At 68.4% G+C, this 18,825-nt stretch carries 12 protein-coding genes; 8 read left to right on the top strand and 4 right to left on the bottom strand.

Annotated elements, in window-relative coordinates:
* Positions 1-50: 50 nt before the first annotated feature.
* From LH390_RS10855 to LH390_RS10825, 7 genes are all read left to right on the top strand, one after another.
* On the top strand, positions 51-1,109 hold the full coding sequence (locus tag LH390_RS10855) for an alpha/beta hydrolase (RefSeq protein WP_227281305.1): 1,059 nt from the start codon (positions 51-53) through the stop codon (positions 1,107-1,109).
* 377 nt (positions 1,110-1,486) lie between these two features.
* A complete protein-coding gene (locus LH390_RS10850; RefSeq protein WP_227281306.1) occupies positions 1,487-3,499 on the top strand; it encodes an alpha/beta hydrolase-fold protein in 2,013 nt (670 codons plus the stop codon).
* Entirely contained in the window at positions 3,499-4,023 is a 525-nt protein-coding gene (locus LH390_RS10845; RefSeq protein ID WP_227288228.1) for a DUF732 domain-containing protein, read from the top strand. The genes LH390_RS10850 and LH390_RS10845 overlap by 1 nt, the downstream gene beginning before the upstream one ends.
* Positions 4,023-4,970 carry a cutinase family protein gene (locus LH390_RS10840; RefSeq protein ID WP_227282692.1) on the top strand — a complete coding sequence of 316 codons (948 nt, stop codon included), beginning with the start codon at positions 4,023-4,025 and terminating at the stop codon, positions 4,968-4,970. The genes LH390_RS10845 and LH390_RS10840 overlap by 1 nt, the downstream gene beginning before the upstream one ends.
* A gap of 41 nt (positions 4,971-5,011) precedes the next feature.
* Positions 5,012-6,868, top strand: a complete 1,857-nt coding sequence (locus LH390_RS10835) for a FadD32-like long-chain-fatty-acid--AMP ligase (protein ID WP_227281308.1) — start codon at positions 5,012-5,014, stop codon at positions 6,866-6,868.
* 165 nt (positions 6,869-7,033) lie between these two features.
* Positions 7,034-12,022, top strand: coding sequence for a polyketide synthase Pks13 (pks13, locus tag LH390_RS10830; protein WP_227281309.1), 4,989 nt, complete (start codon positions 7,034-7,036; stop codon positions 12,020-12,022).
* 6 nt (positions 12,023-12,028) lie between these two features.
* Positions 12,029-13,573 (top strand): acyl-CoA carboxylase subunit beta, encoded by a 1,545-nt coding sequence (locus tag LH390_RS10825; protein WP_227281310.1) that lies wholly within the window; start codon positions 12,029-12,031, stop codon positions 13,571-13,573.
* A 300-nt stretch (positions 13,574-13,873) separates the two neighbouring features.
* On the opposite strand, the gene LH390_RS10820 is transcribed toward LH390_RS10825, so the two are convergent.
* The gene (locus LH390_RS10820; protein WP_227324310.1) at positions 13,874-15,301 is read right to left on the bottom strand and encodes an HNH endonuclease signature motif containing protein; all 1,428 of its coding nucleotides are present in this window, start codon (positions 15,299-15,301) and stop codon (positions 13,874-13,876) included.
* Between the two features lie 217 nt (positions 15,302-15,518).
* Here LH390_RS10820 and LH390_RS10815 point away from each other — a divergent pair, with 217 nt between their 5' ends.
* Complete coding sequence (locus tag LH390_RS10815) at positions 15,519-15,881, top strand: hypothetical protein (protein WP_227281312.1); 363 nt, start codon at positions 15,519-15,521, stop codon at positions 15,879-15,881.
* 11 nt (positions 15,882-15,892) lie between these two features.
* Here LH390_RS10815 and LH390_RS10810 read toward each other — a convergent pair whose 3' ends face one another.
* From LH390_RS10810 to LH390_RS10800, 3 genes are read right to left on the bottom strand one after another with little or no spacing between them, the layout of a single operon-like run.
* A complete protein-coding gene (locus LH390_RS10810; protein ID WP_227281313.1) occupies positions 15,893-16,507 on the bottom strand; it encodes a hypothetical protein in 615 nt (204 codons plus the stop codon).
* Positions 16,500-17,711, bottom strand: a complete 1,212-nt coding sequence (locus LH390_RS10805) for a hypothetical protein (RefSeq protein ID WP_227281314.1) — start codon at positions 17,709-17,711, stop codon at positions 16,500-16,502. The genes LH390_RS10810 and LH390_RS10805 overlap by 8 nt, the downstream gene beginning before the upstream one ends.
* On the bottom strand, positions 17,708-18,472 hold the full coding sequence (locus LH390_RS10800; protein ID WP_227326823.1) for an ATP-binding cassette domain-containing protein: 765 nt from the start codon (positions 18,470-18,472) through the stop codon (positions 17,708-17,710). The genes LH390_RS10805 and LH390_RS10800 overlap by 4 nt, the downstream gene beginning before the upstream one ends.
* Between the last annotated feature and the right edge of the window lie 353 nt (positions 18,473-18,825).

Raw genomic sequence — 18,825 nt, 5'->3', positions numbered from 1 at the left:
CGCACCTGGTACGTGAGAATGCCGCCCGCTGCTGGAAGTCGAGGAGAAATATGTCGATTCTGACTGGTCTACGTCGCCGGGCCCGGGGCCTGCGGTCCGCTACGGCCGCCCTGGCCTCTGTGGCCTCGGTGACTGCGGTAGCTTCGGTGCTCGCTGCGGGCCTGTCCGTGGTCGGTGGGGCGCCCGCCCAGGCCGACAATCGGGACTGGCTGCGCCCGGATGCTACCGGCCAGTGCGAATGGGACGCCGCCATGTACTGGGTGCAGCGTTGCGATGTCCCCTCCGCCGCCATGGGCAAGGCCATCACCGTCCAGATCCAGCCCGCCGGCCGCGGCGGCAACGCCGGGCTCTACCTGCTCGACGGCCTGCGCGCCACCAACATCTCCAACGCCTGGCTCACCGACGCCAACGCGGCCGCCACCTATGAGCATGACAACATCACGCTGGTCATGCCCGTCGGCGGCGCGGGATCCTTCTACGCGGACTGGGACGGCCCGGCCACGTTTAACCCGCTGGAGCCGGTGAACTACCAGTGGGAGACCTTCCTCACCCAGGAGCTTCCGACCTACCTGGAGAGCAACTTTGGGGTGGCGCGCAATAACAACTCGATCATCGGGCTGTCCATGGGTGGCACTGCCGCGGTGAACCTGGCCTCCAAGCACCCCGACCAGTTCCGGCAGGTGCAGTCCTACTCCGGGTACCTGACCACCACGGTGCCGGGTGCCCAGACGCTCATGCGGGTGGCGCTGCTGGATGCCGGCGGCTTCAACCTCAACGCCATGTACGGCTCGATTGTCAGCCCGCGGCGCTTTGACAATGACCCGCTGTGGAACATGGACGGGCTGCGCAACTCAGATGTGTACATTTCCGCGGCGTCGGGCATCCCGGACGCGGTGGATGCGGTGCTGCCGCCGAACATGCTCGTGGCGGGGTCCCCGCTGGAGATGGTGGCGCGGGGCTCCACGCAGCTGTGGTCCGCCAAGGCGCATGCCACGGGGCTGGCCTTCTCGGAGGACTACCCGGTGTTTGGTCTGCACAACTGGCGGCAGTTCAACGATCAGCTCGTGCGTAACCGGGAGCGGGTGTTGAACTACATGAATGCCTGGTAATACCTGTTCAGACGTGCTAGAACGTGGTAAGACTCACCTTGACATTGGGGTGTGCCACTGCCCGTCCAGGCGGACGTGAAGCGTTGGTCTGGGCGGGCTGTTGACGTCCCTGTGTCGGGCGTGTCTCCCACCAAACCCTCAAGTTGTACTTAAACTTGAGTGCACCTGCGGTCTTTTCACTTCCAGGGGAGGGGAACCCCTGGCGCTGGGAAGATGCATCGGTGCAGCCTAGACTGCCAAAAGGACCCCGCGTGAGCGGGCAACCTGGCAGACTACAATCTTGACCCACTCAGATGCTCCTCTCCGCCGCCGGCAGCCAGCAGTTCTGCGCGTGTGGCGCAGCCGGGGAGCACGTTGACCTAAGGATAGAAAACACCATGCGCGAGAACGCTGATCGCTCTGCCCGGCGACGCTTCCTCCTGTCCACCTGTGCGGCGCTTCCCACCACGGTCGCCCTGGCCGTGGGGTTGGCACTGCCGGTGCCCCTAGCCGGCGCAGTGGAGGGCTCCTCCAAGCAGGACGTGACGGACAACTCCGCGGACCTGGTCAACCCGGATCGCCCGGTGCTGCCGGACAAGCTCCCGGATAGCGTCTCTGACTTCATCAAGCCCGGAGACCCCGGCCCCAAGACCCCCATTCGCACCGAGGTTCCCCACATCCCCAACCTGCCGGCGGGCGTGAGCATTGACCGCATCGAGTGGCTCAGCTCCCGGCGCGTGGCGGTATTCATCAACTCCGCCGCCATGCCGGGCACCCCGCTGCAGGTGCAGATCCTGCTGGCCCGCGACTGGTACTCCCAGCCCAACCGCACCTTCCCGGAGGTGTGGGCGCTCGACGGCATGCGCGCCCGCGACGATGACAACGGCTGGACCATCGAGACCAACATCGAGCAGTTCTACGCCGACAAGAACGTCAACGTCATCCTGCCCGTCGGCGGCGAATCCTCCTTCTACTCTGACTGGCTGGAGCCCGATAACGGCCGCAACTACCAGTGGGAGACCTTCTTTATCAAGGAGCTCATCCCCGTGCTGGACAACGGCTTCCGCTCCTCCGGGGCGCGCGCCATGACCGGTATCTCCATGGGCGGTACCGCGGCGATGAACCTGGCTGCCCACAACCCGGGCTTGTTCTCCTTCGTGGCCTCCTTCTCCGGATACCTGGACACCACCACGCCGGGCATGCCCGCGGCGATCAGCGCCGCCCAGCTGGACGCGGGGCGCTACCACTCCAACAAGATGTGGGGCCTGTTCGGCTCCCCGCAGTGGCGCGACCATGATCCCAAGCTGAACCTGGACAAGCTCAAGGGCACCAAGCTGTATGTCTCTGCCGGCTCCGGCCGTGAGGCGGAGGGCCAGGTCACGGTGCCTAACCAGACGGCGCTGCTGTCCGGCATGGGCCTGGAGGCCATCTCCCGGATGACCACGCAGACGTTTGTGAACTACGCGCACCGCGCGGGCGTGGACGTCATCGCGCAGTTCCGTAACTCGGGTATCCACTCCTGGTACTACTGGCAGTTTGAGATGGCCCAGGCGTGGCCGACCATCGCGGACACGCTGGGCGTGCAGGGTGCGGACCGCGGCGCGGACTGCGCCCCCATCGGCGCCATCGCGGAGGCAACGGCCAGCGGGGTCATTGGCACCTGCGTGAACAATGAGTACGACGTTGCCGGTGGGCGCGGCAAGGCGGAAGACTTCCGGGGCGGCACGGCCTACTGGTCGCCGCAGACGGGCGCCTACCCGCTGTTTGGGCGCATCAACGCCCACTACGCCAACCTGGGTGGCCCGCAGTCCTGGCTGGGCTTCCCGCGCAGCTCGGAGATGGCGTTGCCCGATGGCGTGGGCCGCTACGCGGAGTTTGAAAACGGGGCCATCTACTGGCACCCGAAGCTCGGGGCGCACGCCGTGCCGCATGACATGATGGGAGCCTGGGGCGAGATCGGCTACGAAAACGGGGACATCGGCTACCCGGTGTCTGACCCGGTGGAGCGCGGCGGCGGAGTCATCCAGCAGTTCCAGCGCGGTTTCGTGGTGCGCAACGGGCACGCGGACAACCGCTGCTTCTGGGTGCGCGGCGAGATTGCCAAGCGCTACGCGGCGCTGGATACGGTGTCCTCCCAGCTGGGTATGCCGACCTCCAACGAGCTGCCGGTCAACGGCGGCATGTTCCAGCAGTACGAGCGGGGCAATATTTACTGGTCTCCGCAGTCGGGTGCACACATGATCGCCTATGGCCCGATCTTTGACGCGTGGGGTTCCCACGGTTGGGAGCAAGGCGAGTATGGTTGGCCCACTGCTGACCAAGCCCCGGTGCCTGCGGGCGGCGAGGTTGTCACTTTCCAGCACGGCACCATCTCCCAGATCAATGGGGAGATTAAGGAGGAACGCAAGTGATGCGAAGAATTCCCCGTCTCCGGCGCGTGGCGCTGGCGGGTGTCTGCGGCGCGGTAGCGCTGGCGACGGCCGCCTGCTCCGGCACCACGGCGAACAATACGGATCCGGATCCCGCGGCGGCGTCGAAAAGCGCGAGCTCTGCGGGGGCGAATCAGGAATCGGGCGCCCCTGGGGTGACCAGCCTTGCCCCGGGGCCGAGCAACCTGTCCGACGGCAACGATCAGGGCGACCTGGGGGCGCGCGAGGTGGACTCCGTGCCCGCCCAGCAGGGCGCCAACACCCCGGAGGAGCACAGCTACATTGACGCTGTGGCTGCCCGCGGGGTGGACGTTGCCCCGGCTGAGGATCAGCTCATCGCCGCCGCGCAGGCGGTGTGCACCGATCAGGCTCCCCAGGAGGGGGGCAACGTGACGGCGCTGGCGATTGGTGGGCAGCTCGTGGAGCAGGGCCTGACCACGCTGAGCGCCGAGGATGCCGCCAAGCTCATTGAGTCTTCGGCTCGGGAGCACTACTGCAAACCGTGATCAGGAAACTACTGACCGTCCTGGCCGTGCTCGTGGTGCTGGCGGTGTTGGCCGTCGGGGTGGTGCGCTGGCAGTGGGACCGCACTGGCGGGGCGTCGGGAAGCAATCAGCCCGGCGCCGCGCCTCCCGCGGCGGCCCCGCCGGCCCCACCGGCCGACCAGCCGCAGTGGTGCCCGGCGGTGGAGATGATCTCCGCCCCCGGCACGTGGGAGTCCGCGCCGACGGATGATCCTTTCAATCCGACGGCGAACCCGAATTCCCTGATGTTGCAGATCACCGGCCCGCTGCAGGAGCGGTTCAGCCCGCAGCAGGTGCGGGTGTGGACGCTGCCCTATCCGGCGCAGTTCCGCAACATCAACGCACCGCACGAGATGTCCTACGACGATTCGCGGGACAACGGCGCCCAGCAGGTGCGCGCGCACATGAGTGAGATGCACGCGCAGTGCCCGGCAACGGACTTCATCATGGCGGGATTCTCGCAGGGTGCGGTCATTGTCGGCGACCTTGCGGCGGAGCTGGGGACGGGCAGTGGTTTTGTGCCGGCCGAGCGGGTCCGCGGCGTGCTGGCCATCGCCGATGGGCGCCGGGTGCCCGGCGTGGGCCAGCAGGTGGGCAATCCGGTGGCTGGCGTCGGCGCGGAGGTGGCGTTGCAGCCGCTGAGCGCCGTGGTGCAGCCGGTGGTTCCGGGCGCGTCTATGCGCGGCGAGCGGCCGGGCGGTTTTGGGCTTCTCGACGCCCGCGTGGTGGAGGTGTGCGCTCCCGATGACTCCATCTGCGACGCCCCTCGCGATGTGGGCAACGCGCTCGGCCGGGCGCAGGCGCTGATCAGCGCCAATGGGGTGCACGCGTTGTATGCCACGAACCCGAATGTCATCCCGGGAACCACGGCGACGCAGTGGGCGGTGGGATGGGCTGCCGGGCTCGTCGAGGCGCCGCCAGCGCCTTGATATAGTTTTGTGGGTAAAAGTAATCGTCTAAGTAGGAGCACATGGACCTCAACGCAACCCTGACCCAGTTCTACGGCCCCGACGGCTCCATCAGCCTCGACCCGCGGCTCACCCTGCCCGGACTCGCCGAAATGATCTACCAGGCAGATGCCGCCCACGGCGGGGCCCAGCGCCGCGCCCTGCGCTTCTGGCACTTCGACGGCACCTCCCCGGACAACTACACCGACTACACCCGCGAAGACCTCAACACCGCCATCAAGGCCGTCGCCGTGCGCCTCGGCCAGATCGGCCGCCCCGGCCAACCCGTGGCCATCCTCGCCGGAAACAGCCCCGAATACATCATCGGGTTCCTCGGCGCCATGTACGCCGGCATGACCCCCGTCCCGCTGTATGACCCGCGCGAACCCGGCCACGCCGACCACCTGCGCGCCGTCTTCGCCGACGCCGACCCGCGCATCGTGCTCACCAACACCGCCGCAGCCAAGGCCGTGCGCAACTGGTTCGCGGACCTGCCCGGCACCAGCCGGCCCCGCATCCTAGCCATCGACGCCCTGCCGACCACCCTGGCCAGCCAGTGGGTCAACCCGCTGACGGACCCCACCTTCCAGGCCGCCCTGGCCAACTCCCAGCAGGCGCCCCTCGACCAGGCGGCCTTCCTGCAATACACCTCCGGATCCACCCGCACCCCCGCCGGGGTGATCCTCACCCACCGCTCCATCCTGTCCAACGTGCTGCAGATCTTCGCCGCCGGACAGCTCGCCCTGCCCATGCGGCTGGTGTCCTGGCTGCCGCTGCACCATGACATGGGCATCATCCTCGCCGCGTTTGTCACCATCCTGGGCCTCGACCATGAAATGATGGCGCCCCGGGACTTCATCCAGCAGCCCTCCCGGTGGATCAGCCAACTGTCCCGGCGCGGCGACGATGACGCCACCGTTTACACCGTGGTGCCCAACTTCGCCCTCGACCTGGCGGTGCGCTACGCCGCGGACGCGGACGTGGACCTAAGCGGCGTCGACGGCGTGATCCTGGGCTCGGAGCCGGTCACCCAGCGCTCCGTGGAGGCCTTCGCCGCCGCCTTCGGGCCCAAGGGCCTGCGCCGCGAGGCCCTGCGCCCCTCCTACGGGCTGGCCGAAGCCTCCCTGCTCGTGTCCACCCCGCAGCGCCCCGAGCGCCCCGTGATCACCCACTTCGACCGCGACCAGCTGGCCGCCGGCCACGCCGAGGTGGTTGCCGAATCCGGGCCGGAGACCATCACGCTGCTGTCCAACGGGCAGGCCGTCGCGCCGGCCAAGCTCATCGTCGTGGATCCCCAGACCCGTCAGGAGGTGCCCGACGGAACCGTCGGCGAGCTGTGGAACTACGGCGACAACCTCGCCGCCGGCTACCTCGGGCGGCCGGAGGAATCCCAGCAGACCTTCCACAACGAGCTCGCCGGGCGCCTGGAGTCCGGCTCCCGGGCCGGCGACGCCCCGGACGCGGGCTGGCTGGCCACCGGCGACCTGGGCACCATCATCGACGATGAGGTCTACATCACCGGCCGGCTCAAGGACCTCATCGTCATCGCCGGGCGCAACCACTACCCCCAAGACATCGAAGACACCGTCGGGGCGGCCAGCCAGCACATCGACGCCCTCGGCGTGGCGGCGTTCTCCGTGCCCGGGGACGACGTGGAAAAACTCATCATCCTCGCCGAGCGTGCCGCCGACGCCCCCGCCGACGACGCGGACGCCGACCAGGCTGCGGCCGCCGCGATCCGCACCGCCGTCAGCCAGCGCCACGGCCTGGCCCCGGCCGAGGTGATCATCTGCGCACCGGGAGACATCGCGCGATCCTCCAGCGCTAAGATTGCCCGCAGGGTTGCACGCAACAATTACCTGTCCCGCACGCAGGACTGATGCGCCGCACAGTTCAAGGCCCTCGGCACGGCTTGGGGCCTTAGCGGCGTGCCCGCGGCGCAGTATTGATAGGCTGCACGCCTGGCCACAACGCCGACACGCGCCAGGACACGCCAGTGCCCGCCCCGCATAAGTACCAACACATATAGGGAGCTAGAAGCCCGCATGGACGCTACGACGAACCGGTTTGACCACAGCCCCGCACAATCGCCGGCGGCGCTTCGCGCCTGGCTGCGCGACTGGGTGGCAGGGGCCACCGGCCTACCGGTCGCGGAGATCACCGATGACCGCCCGATGGAAAGCTTCGGGCTGTCCTCCCGCGACGCCGTGGTCCTGTCCGGCGAGCTGGAAAACCTGCTGGGCATCCGCCTCGATGCGACCATCGCCTACCAATACCCCACGATCGCCGCGCTGACGCGCCGGCTGACCGAAGGGGAGCCGCGGCGGGGGCGCGCGGGGGCGGCAAAGAGTAGTCCCGGGGCGTCGATAAGCAACCCCGCCGATCCGGGCGAGCGCGACATCGCCATCGTCGGCATGGCCGCGCGCGTGCCGGGGGCCGGCGACCTCGACGACATGTGGCAAATGCTTCTTGAGGGGCGCGACGGGCTGGGGCAGCCGCCCGTGGGCCGCTGGTCCGAATACGCCGGCAATCCCACCATGGCCGCCAAGATGGCAGACACCAACCTCACCGGCGGCTACCTGGAGGACATTGCCTCCTTCGACGCAGAATTCTTTGGCCTCTCCCCGCTGGAGGCCACCAACATGGACCCGCAGCAGCGCATCATGCTGGAGGTCACCTGGGAGGCGCTCGAGGACGCCGGCCTGCCGCCCAGCGGGCTGCGCGGCGCACCCGTCGGCGTGTTCTACGGCTCCTCCAACAATGACTACGGCATGCTGGTCACCTCCGACCCGGAGGAGGCGCACCCCTACGCGCTGACCGGCACCGCCAGCTCGATCATCCCCAACCGGGTGTCCTACGCGTTCGACTTCCGCGGCCCGTCCATCAACGTGGACACGGCGTGCTCGTCGTCGCTGGTGGCCATCCACCAGGCGGTGCGCGCGCTGCGCGACCACGACGCCGACCTCGCGCTTGCCGGCGGAGTCAACATCCTGGCCAGCCCGTTTATCTCCACCGCCTTCGGCGAGCTCGGGGTGATCAGCCCCACCGGCGCCATCCACGCCTTCTCCGACGACGCCGACGGCTTCGTGCGTTCCGACGCCGCCGGGGTGCTCGTGCTCAAGCGCGTCACCGATGCGCGCGCCAACGGCGACCGCATCCTCGCAGTCATCAAGGGCAGCGCCGTCAACTCGGACGGCCACTCCAACGGGCTGACCGCCCCCAACCCGGAGGCCCAGGTCGACGTGCTGGAACGCGCCTACGCCGACGCCCGCATCGACCCCGCCGACGTGGACTACATCGAAGCCCACGGCACCGGCACCATCCTCGGCGACCCCATCGAGGCCACCGCCCTGGGCGAGGTGCTCGGCGCACACCGCCAGGCCGCCAACCCCGTGCTGCTCGGCTCCGCAAAGTCCAACTTCGGGCACTCCGAATCGGCCGCCGGGGCCACCGGCATGATCAAGACCGTCCTGGCCCTGGCCCGCGACATCGTGCCGCCGACGGCGCACTTCAACCTGCCCAACCGCTACATCGACTTCGACGCCGAACACCTCGAGGTCGTGGAGGACGCCCGCGAGTGGCCGGAATACTCGGGCCGCCGCGTAGCCGGCGTGTCCGGCTTCGGGTTCGGCGGGACGAACGCGCACGTGGTGGTCACGGACTATCGGGAGGAGGACTACGGCGCCGACGGGGCTGCGGCTCCTGCATCTCCCGCCGCCCAGCTTGCGGCGCCGGAGGCCCCCGAGGGTGCTGCGGCCCCCGAAGGCACTGAGCTCCCCGAAGGTACTGCGGCTCCCGAGGGTGCTGCCGCTCCCGAAAGCACTGAGGCGCCTGAGCCCCCCGCACCCCCCGTCGCCCTGCTGCCCGTCTCCGGCCTGCTGCCCTCGCGCCGCAAGGACGCCGCCGCGGCGCTGGCGACCTGGCTCGACGAGCACGAGCAGGCGGGCTGGCCGGTTGACCTGGTGGCCGTGGAGGCCACGCTGGCCCGGCGCAACCATGGCCGTTCGCGCGCGGTGGTGGAGGCCGCCTCGACGCAGGAGGCGGTGGCCCGGCTGCGTAAGGTCGCGGAGGGCAAGACGAGTCCGGGCATCGCGGTGGCGGACGCCCCGGCTCCGGTGGGTCCGGTGTTTGTGTACTCGGGTTTTGGGTCGCAGCACCGCAAGATGGCCACCCAGCTGTTTGGCATGTCGCCGCTGTTCCGTCAGCGCATTGAGCAGCTTGATGTGCTGGTGCGCCGGGAGTCTGGTTGGTCGATGGTGGAGCTGATCACCGATGACGGCCGCACGTATGACACGGAGACCGCGCAGGTGACTATCACGGCCATCCAGATCGCGTTGACGGATCTGTTGGCGGCGATGGGGGCCCGCCCGGCGGCGGTGATGGGCATGTCCATGGGCGAGATCGCTGCGGCGTATGCGGCCGGGGGTATCAGTGACCGGGATGCCATGATCATTGCCTGCCACCGCTCACGGCTGATGGGCGAGGGTGAGGCGTCTTTGCCGGAGGATCAGCTGGGCGCGATGGCTGTGGTGGAGGTTGATGCCCAAGACCTCGGCGAATATCCCACCATCGAGCCGGCGGTGTATACGGCGCCGGGGATGACCACGGTGGGCGGCCCGCGCGCGGATGTGGCGGCTTTGGTGGAGGAGCTGGAGGGGCAGGGTAAGTTTGCCCGCCTGCTCAACGTCAAGGGTGCTGGCCACACGAGCGCGTTGGATCCGATCCTGGGGGAGTTGGCCGCGGAGATTTCTGCGGTTCAGCCGCGCCCGTTGCGCATCCCGCTGCTCAGTTCGGTGGATCGGGGCCGGACGTACCAAGCGGGCGAGGTGGTCCATGAGCCGGGCTATTTTGTGCGGTGTACGCGCCAGCCGGTGTGGTTCCAGGACGCCACGGAGGCGGCGTTTGGGGCGGGCCATGGCACGCTCGTGGAGGTCACCCCGAATCCGGTGGCGCTGATGGGCATGATGGCTACGGCGTTTGCGGTTGGCCGCTCGGACGCGCAGCTGCTGTATACCCTCAAGCGCAAGGTTCCGGCCGATCAGTCGTTGCGTGAGCTGCTGGAGAAGCTGTACGTCGCCGGTGCGCCGATCGACTTCCGCGCCCTGCACGGGGCCACGTATCCGCGTGCCGACGTCCCCGGCACCGCCTGGCGGCACTCTCGTTACTGGACGGCCGCCCGCCCCGCCACGGGTGGGCCCACCGGCCTGCCCGGCACGCGGGTGACGCTTCCCGACGCCCGCGTCGCCTTCACCACCGACGCCTCCTTCGCCCCGTCCGCGCTCGCCGTCATGGAGGCCGCCGCCCACGAGGTGGGCCTGGAGCCGACCATCGCGGTGAGCAAGGAGCACGCCGCCTTGCCGGCGTCCGGGGAGCTGACCACCCTGGTCGCCCAGGGCCTCGGCGGGGCGCACATCAGCGTCTACGCCGTCGGCTCCTCCCTGACCCTGGTGGCAGAGGGCTTCGCGCCCGCTCAGGAGTTGCGCCAGCCCGCGCAGGACTCGTCGCTTTCCGACGCCGCCCCCCTCGCCGCCCCCACGGATCCGGAGGCTGCGCAGGCAGCCTCGCCGGAGGCCGGGTTGAACGCGGCGCCGGACTCGGTGCGCTGGGATCCCGCCACGGAGACCGTGGAGGAGCGGCTGCGGGCGATCGTGTCCGAATCGATGGGCTATGACGCCCAGGACCTGCCGCTGGAGCTGCCGCTGATTGACCTCGGGTTGGATTCCCTGATGGGTATGCGCATTAAGAACCGGGTCGAACACGACTTTGGCATCCCGCCGCTGCAGGTCCAGGCGTTGCGCGACGGCTCGGTGGCGGATGTGATCGCCATGGTCGAGGACATGGTCGCCGGCCTGGAACCCGCTGATGCAGAACCCACTGATACGCAACCCACTGCTGCTGAGTCTGCCCCTGAGCAGGCGTCCGAGCCCGCGCCGAGCCAGGGCGCCGGCGTGGCCCCCCGCGACGCGTCCGAAAGGTTGGTCTTTGCCACGTGGGCGGCGTTGACGGGCAGTGCGGCGGCGGGCGTGACTTCCGAGCTGGCGTCGATAAGCGAAGAGCAGGCGCAGGCCATCGCCGAGCGGCTCAGCGAACGAGCCAACGTGGACATCACCGCCGAGCAGGTGGCGCAGGCGCGCACCCTCGAACCGCTGGCGGACCTGGTGCGCGAGGGCCTGGAGACCGACGTCGACGGCGATATCCGCGTCCTGCGGGCCCGCCCGGAAGGCTCCACCCGCCCCGCGGTGTTCATGTTCCACCCCGCCGGCGGATCCTCCGTGGTCTACCAGCCGCTGACCCGCCGCCTGCCCGAGGACGTGCCGGTCTACGGGGTGGAGCGCCGCGAGGGGCCGCTGGCGCAGCGCGCCGCCGCCTACCTCGACGCCATCCGCGACACCGCCGCCGGTCACCCGATCATCCTGGGCGGCTGGAGTTTCGGCGGAGCGCTGGCCTACGAGGTCGCCCACCAGCTGACCCAGGCTGGCGACGACTCGGTCAAGCTGATTGCCCTGCTCGACACCGTGCAGCCGGCGCACCCGGCGCCCGACACCCCGGAGGAGACCCGCAAGCGGTGGGAGCGCTACGCCGCCTTCGCCGAAAAGACCTACGGCCTGGACTTCCCGGTGCCCTACGAGCTGCTGGAAAGCCAGGGCGAAGAGGCGCTGCTGGGCATGCTCACCGAGTTCCTCACCAGCCCCGAGGCGGCCTCCCAAGGCGTGGCGGCCGGGGTGCTGGAACACCAGCGGGCCAGCTTTGTGGACAACCGCATCCTGGACCGCCTGGACCTGCGCCAGTGGGCCGACGTGCACATACCGGTGGTGCTCTACCGGGCGGAACGCATGCATGACGGCGCCATCGAACTGGAGCCGGCATACCAGGAGATCAATCCGGACGGCGGCTGGGGTGGCATCGTGGAAGAGTTGGACATTGTGCAGCTGCACGGCGACCACCTGGGAGTGGTCGACGAGCCGGAGATCGCCACCGTTGGGGCGGACCTGACGCAACGCATCGCCGCATTGGACGCGGAGGGAAGGAAGTAGCACGCGATGAGCACGACGGCTGAAAAACTTGCCGACCTGCAAGCACGCCTGGCCACGGCGCAGGACCCGGGCAGCGAACGCTCCCGCAAGAAGCGCGACGAGGCCGGCCGCACCACCCCCCGCCAGCGCATCGAGGCGCTGCTGGATGAGGGTTCCTTCATGGAGATTGGGGCGCTGGGCAAAACGCCGGGAGACCCGGACGCCATCTACTCCGACGGCGTGGTCACCGGCTACGGGCGTGTCGATGGCCGGCCCGTCGTGGTCTACGCCCACGACAAGACCGTCTACGGCGGCTCCGTGGGCGTGACGTTCGGGCGCAAGGTCGTGGAAGTGATGGACATGGCCATCAAGATTGGCTGCCCGGTCATCGGCATCCAGGACTCTGGCGGTGCGCGCATCCAGGACGCGGTGACCTCGCTGGCCATGTACTCGGAGATCGCCCGCCGCCAGCTGCCCCTGTCCGGGCGCTGCCCGCAGATCTCCATCATGCTGGGCAAGTCCGCCGGCGGCGCCGTCTACGCGCCCGTGACCACGGACTTTGTCATCGCCGTGGACGGGGAAACAGAGATGTACGTCACGGGCCCGGCGGTGATCAAGGAGGTCACCGGCGAGGACATCAGCTCCGCGGAACTGGGCGGGGCCCGCCAACAGGAGGCGGCCGGCAACATTTCGGTGGTGGTCAGCTCCGAGGATGAAGCCTTCGACCTGGTGCACGACCTGCTGGAATACCTGCCGTCGACGTGCTTCGACCCGGCGCCGGTGCAGCCCGCCCCCGCAGACGAGGAGGTTGCCCAGGCGACCGACCTGGACGCGTTCATGCCGGACGACACTAACGCCGGCTACGACATGCTCGACCTGCTGGCGCAGCTGGGCGATGACGATGAACTCACCGAGATTCAGGCCAACTTCGCCCCCAACCTCATCTGCGCTTTCGGACGCATCGACGGGCGCACCGTGGGATTCGTGGCCAACCAACCCATGCACTACGCGGGCTGCATTGATGCGGATGCCGCGGATAAGGGCGCGCGGTTCATCCGCATATGCGACGCCTACAACATCCCCATCGTGTTCGTGGTGGACACCCCCGGCTACCTGCCCGGCGTGGCGCAGGAACGAGAGGGCCTGATCCACCGGGGCGCCAAGCTGGCGTTCGCCGTGGTGGAGGCCACCGTGCCCAAGGTTTCGCTCATTGTGCGCAAGGCCTACGGCGGGGCGTACGCGGTGATGGGCTCGAAGAACCTGACCGGGGACATCAACCTGGCGTGGCCGACGGCCCAGATCGCGGTGATGGGATCGGCCGCAGCGGTGGTGATGATCCAGGGCAAGCAGCTGGCGGCGGCCCCCCCAGAGCAGCGCGACATGATGAAGAAGATGTTCATGGACTTCTATGACCAGAACATGACGTCTCCTTATGTTGCTGCGGAACGTGGGTTCATTGACGCGATGATTCAGCCCCATGAGACTCGGTTGGCGCTGCGGCGCGCGCTGCGGCAGCTGGCGGATAAGGATGAGCGGGATCTGCCGAAGAAGCACACGATCGCGCCGCTGTAGCGCCCGCCAGGACGGCTGACGGGGCCTGATCGCGACAGGCTCAGACGCATCCTCGGGCGCCTCCCGGGGCGCTGGCGGCGGGCCTGGTGGCGGGCATGACAGCAGATCTGGCGGCAAAGCCAGCGGGGTCCGGGTGTGGACAGGCGAAAACCTCGGGAGGGCAGGGCTTAGGAGGGCCAAGGAGCGCCGAGCAGCTTCGACAAGTCTCGCGCAACAATCCCGAGGCAGCCCCGAACAGCCCCCAAGCAGGGGAGCGCAGCCCTGAGCCCCCGCCCACCCGCGTGTGGTTCGGAGTGGCCGTCAGGAGGAGTCGGTGCTGCGCGGCGGGGATGGGCCGGGCTCCGGGGATCCCACCGATTCCGGAGCTTGGGTACGTGTACGCGTGCGTATGCGGTGGCCGGCGCGGCCGGTGTGGGGGTCGCGTTCGGCGTGGCCCATGTTGTGGGCGCCGTCGTGGTTGTCATTGTTGTCGGTGTGGTGGCGTCTGCATAGGAGGGTGAGGTTTTCTATGTCGGTGCGGCCTTGTTTGAGCCAGGGGACGATGTGGTGGACGTCGGTTTGGCAGGCGGGTTGGGTGCATCCGGGGTGGGAGCAGACGAGTTGTTCGGCGAAGAGTGCCAGGCGTTGGAGCAGGCTGGCGGTGCGGCGGCTGCGGCCGGCGTGGAGGACGGTGCCGGTGTCGTGGTCGTGGAGGACGCCGACGTCGTAACGCGCAAGGCCAACCATGAGGAGGTCGATGGGGGTGAGTTGGGCGTGGGTGTTGGTGGGCCAGTGGGGTAGGTGGGTGCGGGCGTCGGCTTCGGTGAGTTCGGCGGCGTCGACGCTGATGACCAGGCTTGCTGCACCGCCGGCGCGGGTCGCGGAGTCGGTGCCGTGGTTGCGCAGGATGTGCCAGAGGCCGTCGAGGCGGCGTTGGGCGACGGTGCGGCGGTCGTCGAGCCCGGGTGCGGGGGTGGTGCCGTCGAGGTCTGGCCCGAAGGCGCCCTTGTTGCGAGCGGGGGCGAGTGTGGAATCGAGGAGTGCTAGGAGGGCGGGCGGCGCGTAGCCGCCGAAGGTGGCGCCGCCGAGGTGGTCGGTTTTGCCGATCCAGAAGGTGCGTTTGCGCATGGGTTCGAGGGGGTCGATGACGCGCCTGTTGCAGTGGCGGACGCGGGCGCGGACCCATTCTTGGAGGTCTTCGGGGTTTCGGTGGCAGGCTTCATCGATGGCGGCGCTGCGTAGGCGGTCGCGTTCGGTGGCGACGTGTGTGGAGAGGCGGGCGAGTTCGGCGTCGATAATCGCGAGCTTTTCCTTGCTCAGTCGGCTGCGGCGGGCACGCTCGCGGCGCTGTTGTACTTCGGGCAGGGGCTCCGGCTCCGGCTCGGCCTCCCGCGACGGCACAGACGCGGGCACAGACGCAGGCGCAGGCACAGGCGCCGGCCCGTAGCGGTGCGCGGCGCTGCGCAGCCGGGATTGGGCTTCGGTGAAGGAGAGTCCGTAGGTGCGGGTGAGGTAGTCGACGGTGCGGCTGGAGCCGACGAGTCGTCCGGCTTCGGCTTTGTCGGCGGCGTGCGCGATGGCGGGGTCGAGGCTGGCTTTGAGGTTCCAGGCGCGTTCGAGTTCTAAGAAGGCGTCGCGGTTGGCGTGGAAGAGGGCGGCGTCGGGCGCGTCTGTGATGAGGTCACACAGCGTGTGCATGGCTTGTGCGACGGTGCCGATGAGCCCGGCGATGTCCGCTGGTGCGGTCACTGTTTCACCCCCTAAAATATCCCCGTGAGCTGCGGTATTGTATGTTTCCGCGGTTGTTGCTGACATTATAAAACACCGCCGTGACCCAGCCCCGAAACCGTACGAACAGCCGTTCGAACCCCTCCAAAAACCGCACCCCGGCCCCCGCAGAACCACCCCGCCACGTAAACTCAAACACGTAAATGTCCACTCAAACCCGAACCTTAGGAGAATGCTTATGACGCTCAAGCCAATCGTGTGTGCTGTAGCTCTCGCGGGGATCGCCGCGTCGGCCACGCCCGCCCTCGCTCAGGAGGCCGCCGCGCCCAGCCCCGCGGTGGTGGACAACAGTCACGGCCAGATCCAGCAGCAGCGCGCGGAAGAGGCCATCGCCGCCATTGAGGCGGAGGCCGGCCACCCGCTGGTTTCGGTGCGCTACGACGGCGAGTTCCCCGTCATCTCGCTCCTGGACTCCTTCGACGAAGACGCTGATCAGGACTATTTCCACCGCATCGTTGACGCCCTGAAGGCTGCCGGCTATGCGGAGGTTGCTGCCCTGGGCAAGCCCGTCTACGCCACCCCCGAGGGCCCGGAGGCTTAGTCTCCGAACGCTTATCGACGCCCCCTTCCGCACCCTCGCCACGCCCGCCCCGCAGCGAGCACGCCCAGCCCCACCAGAACTACCACCGCCACACCGTGCGCCACACCAATCTGCCCCGCGTAGAGCCACCCGAAGGTCCACGCCGAGTAGGGTTCCCACGCGGTGAATCCGCCGACGATGATGGCAAACACGCCGGCGATGAATCCGGGGAACCCGTCGCCCCAGCGCGCGGTGGCCACGACGGTCAGGAATCCGAACACAAAGAGCACGGGGGCAACTACGGGGCCGACGCCGCTGGCGGCGATGACGGGGGTAGCGATCGCCCCCAGTACCACCGCGTGCCAGGCGTTCCAGGCGGCGAGCCTGCCCCAGCGGGTGGTGGGAACTAGCACCAAAGTTCGGCCTGCCCCGCGCCCCCGAAACGTCCCGTCCTGCGGCGGGGTGATCAGCGCGGTGTAGAGCCCGGCGAAGCTTCCGGCGAGGTAGACCACCTCGCGGGGCAACACCCCCAGCAATGCGCCTGCACCCCAGAGGACGGCAACAAAGCAGCCCAGGGCTATGAGATAGCTGGCCATCCCGCCGGCTCCGGCGCGCAGCCAGGCGGGAAACCAGTGGACTCTAGGCATGGCAGGCCCGGATGGCGGGCAGGAGTTCTGCGAGCCGTGCGGTGCGCTCGGGGCTGAGGGAGGTGGGGGCGTCGAGAAGCGATGTGAGAAGCTCCGTGGATTCCTGGGCGGCGGCGCGGTTGGGGGTGTCGCAGTGCGAGTTGGTGGCCAGCGAGGCGATGAATTCTTCGCGGCTGAAGCTGGGCGTGGCGTCCGCGAGCCCGCGGGAAATGCGGTAGCTGCTTTGGTCCTCGGGGCCCAGGCCGGGGGTGAAGCGCCATGCTTTGTTATGGCCGATAGTCTCGGCATACATGCGTGGTAAAGCGTCCATGAGCTGCGGATTCCCGGTCGCTTCCGCGGCGTCCACCAGCTCCTCATAACGAGCAACCACGGGGGTGAAGAAGCGCTGGTGCTCGGCGGAAATGCACACCCTTCGAGATCCACCCACATCCTGGCAGGCCCCAGTCCCGCTAGTAGTAAATTCGTACTCATTAACGTGCACGAGCAGTTGCGCGAGCAGCACACCAAGCAGCACCCAGGCACCCATCCCGCTTGCCGACGCCCCCGTACCTCCCGCACGCAACAGCAGCGCACCGCAGATCGCGGCGACCACCGCGCACGCCCCGAGCGCCCACAGCACCCGAGCCCGCGCGTCCACGTCCAGCATGGGGCCGGTGGTCGAGCCCAGCAGGAAGATGCCGTGTCCGGACAGGGCAGCGAAGGCCGCAACGCCGGTGACCAGGGGTCCCACCAGCGCCCCGAACTTGGGCAGCCGCACCGCCAGGACCGCGCACGCGAGCAGCAGCGCGAGCAGCGCAATCATGCATACGGTGAAGTGCCCGGCCGCGGACCAGTGGCGGCTGGGTGGCCCGAAGCGCCACGAGTGGTAGCTCTGGAGGAAGAGCACCACGGCGGGCAGGATGAGTGCCAGCCAGTTGCAGGCAATCAGCGCGCCCAGGAAGCCGCGGCGCCGACCGGTGCGGCTGTCAAAGTAGGACGGCCGGGCGGGGTTGAAGTGGCGCCAGCAGTCGAAACCCAGCGCGCACAGGGTGGCCAGCAGGGCGGGGAAGAGGCTGCCTTCGATCCACTCGGTGGTCCAGTAGAAGTCGTCTTTCCAGCGCTGGTCCCCGCCGACCACCATGATGCCCATGCACAACAGCGAGGCGATGAGCGCCACGTAGGGGGACACAAATGAGGTGGCGAACAGCTTGATGCGGGCGTTCATGAGCGTTCTCCTTCACTAGTCTCGGTCGTCGGAGCCTCCCCGGAGCCATTCCCAGCGCCCGGGCCTGGGCCCGAGGTCAGCGCCTGCAGGTACGCCTCCGCCCACTGTGCGGTCCCCGCGGGGGCGGTGTCCAGGAACTCCTGGCGAGTGCCCGCAAAGGCGAGCTGCCCGCCGCGCAGCACAAGGACGTGGCTGGCTACCGCTTCGGCGAGGTCGTGGTCGTGCGTGCAGATCACCCAGCGCGCGGCGGCCAGCTGCCCAGGTGGATCGGCGATCAGCCTGGTCACGTGGGCAACGTGCTCGACGTCGAGGTTGTTGGTGGGCTCGTCGAGCACGATCGTCGGCACGGCACCATCCGCAGCGCCCTCAGCCTCCCCAACCCCCACCAGCGTGGCGGCAATGGCCACCAGTTGGCGCTGCCCGCCGGACAGGGCGCGCACCCGCCGCCCCAGCATCTCTGCAAACCCCACGGCCTGCGCCGCCGCCTCCACCCGCGCCGAGACCTCCGCACGCGGAACACCGGCCTCAACGGCAGCGTAGGCCAGCAGGTCGCGTACGCGGCTGAGCGCGGGCAGGCGTTGTTCTTGGGGCAGGTAGGCCACCGCAGATCGTTTACCTGCTTCTAGCTCATCCACCAGCGCGCGCAGGAGTGTTGTCTTGCCCGCGCCGTTGTCGCCGAGGACTACCAAGCGACCATCGCCTATTAATGGCATTTCAATGGGGCCTAGGGAAAACCCCCGGAGTACTTTGTGGATGATCATGGTGGGTACCTACACTGTCACACAATTGTCGGGACTGAAGCGGTGGTCCTCGCAAAACTGCGTGTTGGAGATGATCCCGCTGTTGAGCGAGACTTCGTAGGGCCGGAATGTAGAGTCATTCCAGCGGATGCTCTCAGTGAACACGGTGTTCGGGAGGGGAGCGGTGATGAAACTGTGCGAGACACGGATGTAGATTAAATCCCCACCTGCGTGGTGCTTCCGAATCTGCCCTGTCTGTACAGAGGTGGACGGGCTAGGATGAGAGACGCCAAATATCTCGGCGACGCCAAACTCCGTCTCCACTGTCTGTGCGTGCGCCACTGGCATTCCCAAACCGATCAGGGCGAGGGAGA

The organism is Corynebacterium uberis, assembly GCF_020616335.1.
GTDB lineage: Bacteria > Actinomycetota > Actinomycetes > Mycobacteriales > Mycobacteriaceae > Corynebacterium > Corynebacterium uberis.
This window is presented reverse-complemented; position numbering and strand designations above follow the sequence as displayed.

What these genes read in the sequence shown, in the direction of transcription:
- LH390_RS10855 (WP_227281305.1), top strand. Translation starts at nt 51, where the DNA reads ATGTCGATTCTGACTGGTCTACGTCGCCGGGCCCGGGGCCTGCGGTCC.
- LH390_RS10810 (WP_227281313.1), bottom strand. Translation starts at nt 16,507, where the DNA reads ATGCCTAGAGTCCACTGGTTTCCCGCCTGGCTGCGCGCCGGAGCCGGC.
- pks13 (WP_227281309.1), top strand. Translation starts at nt 7,034, where the DNA reads ATGGACGCTACGACGAACCGGTTTGACCACAGCCCCGCACAATCGCCG.
- LH390_RS10850 (WP_227281306.1), top strand. Translation starts at nt 1,487, where the DNA reads ATGCGCGAGAACGCTGATCGCTCTGCCCGGCGACGCTTCCTCCTGTCC.
- LH390_RS10815 (WP_227281312.1), top strand. Translation starts at nt 15,519, where the DNA reads ATGACGCTCAAGCCAATCGTGTGTGCTGTAGCTCTCGCGGGGATCGCC.
- LH390_RS10845 (WP_227288228.1), top strand. Translation starts at nt 3,499, where the DNA reads ATGCGAAGAATTCCCCGTCTCCGGCGCGTGGCGCTGGCGGGTGTCTGC.
- LH390_RS10825 (WP_227281310.1), top strand. Translation starts at nt 12,029, where the DNA reads ATGAGCACGACGGCTGAAAAACTTGCCGACCTGCAAGCACGCCTGGCC.
- LH390_RS10800 (WP_227326823.1), bottom strand. Translation starts at nt 18,472, where the DNA reads ATGATCATCCACAAAGTACTCCGGGGGTTTTCCCTAGGCCCCATTGAA.
- LH390_RS10835 (WP_227281308.1), top strand. Translation starts at nt 5,012, where the DNA reads ATGGACCTCAACGCAACCCTGACCCAGTTCTACGGCCCCGACGGCTCC.
- LH390_RS10805 (WP_227281314.1), bottom strand. Translation starts at nt 17,711, where the DNA reads ATGAACGCCCGCATCAAGCTGTTCGCCACCTCATTTGTGTCCCCCTAC.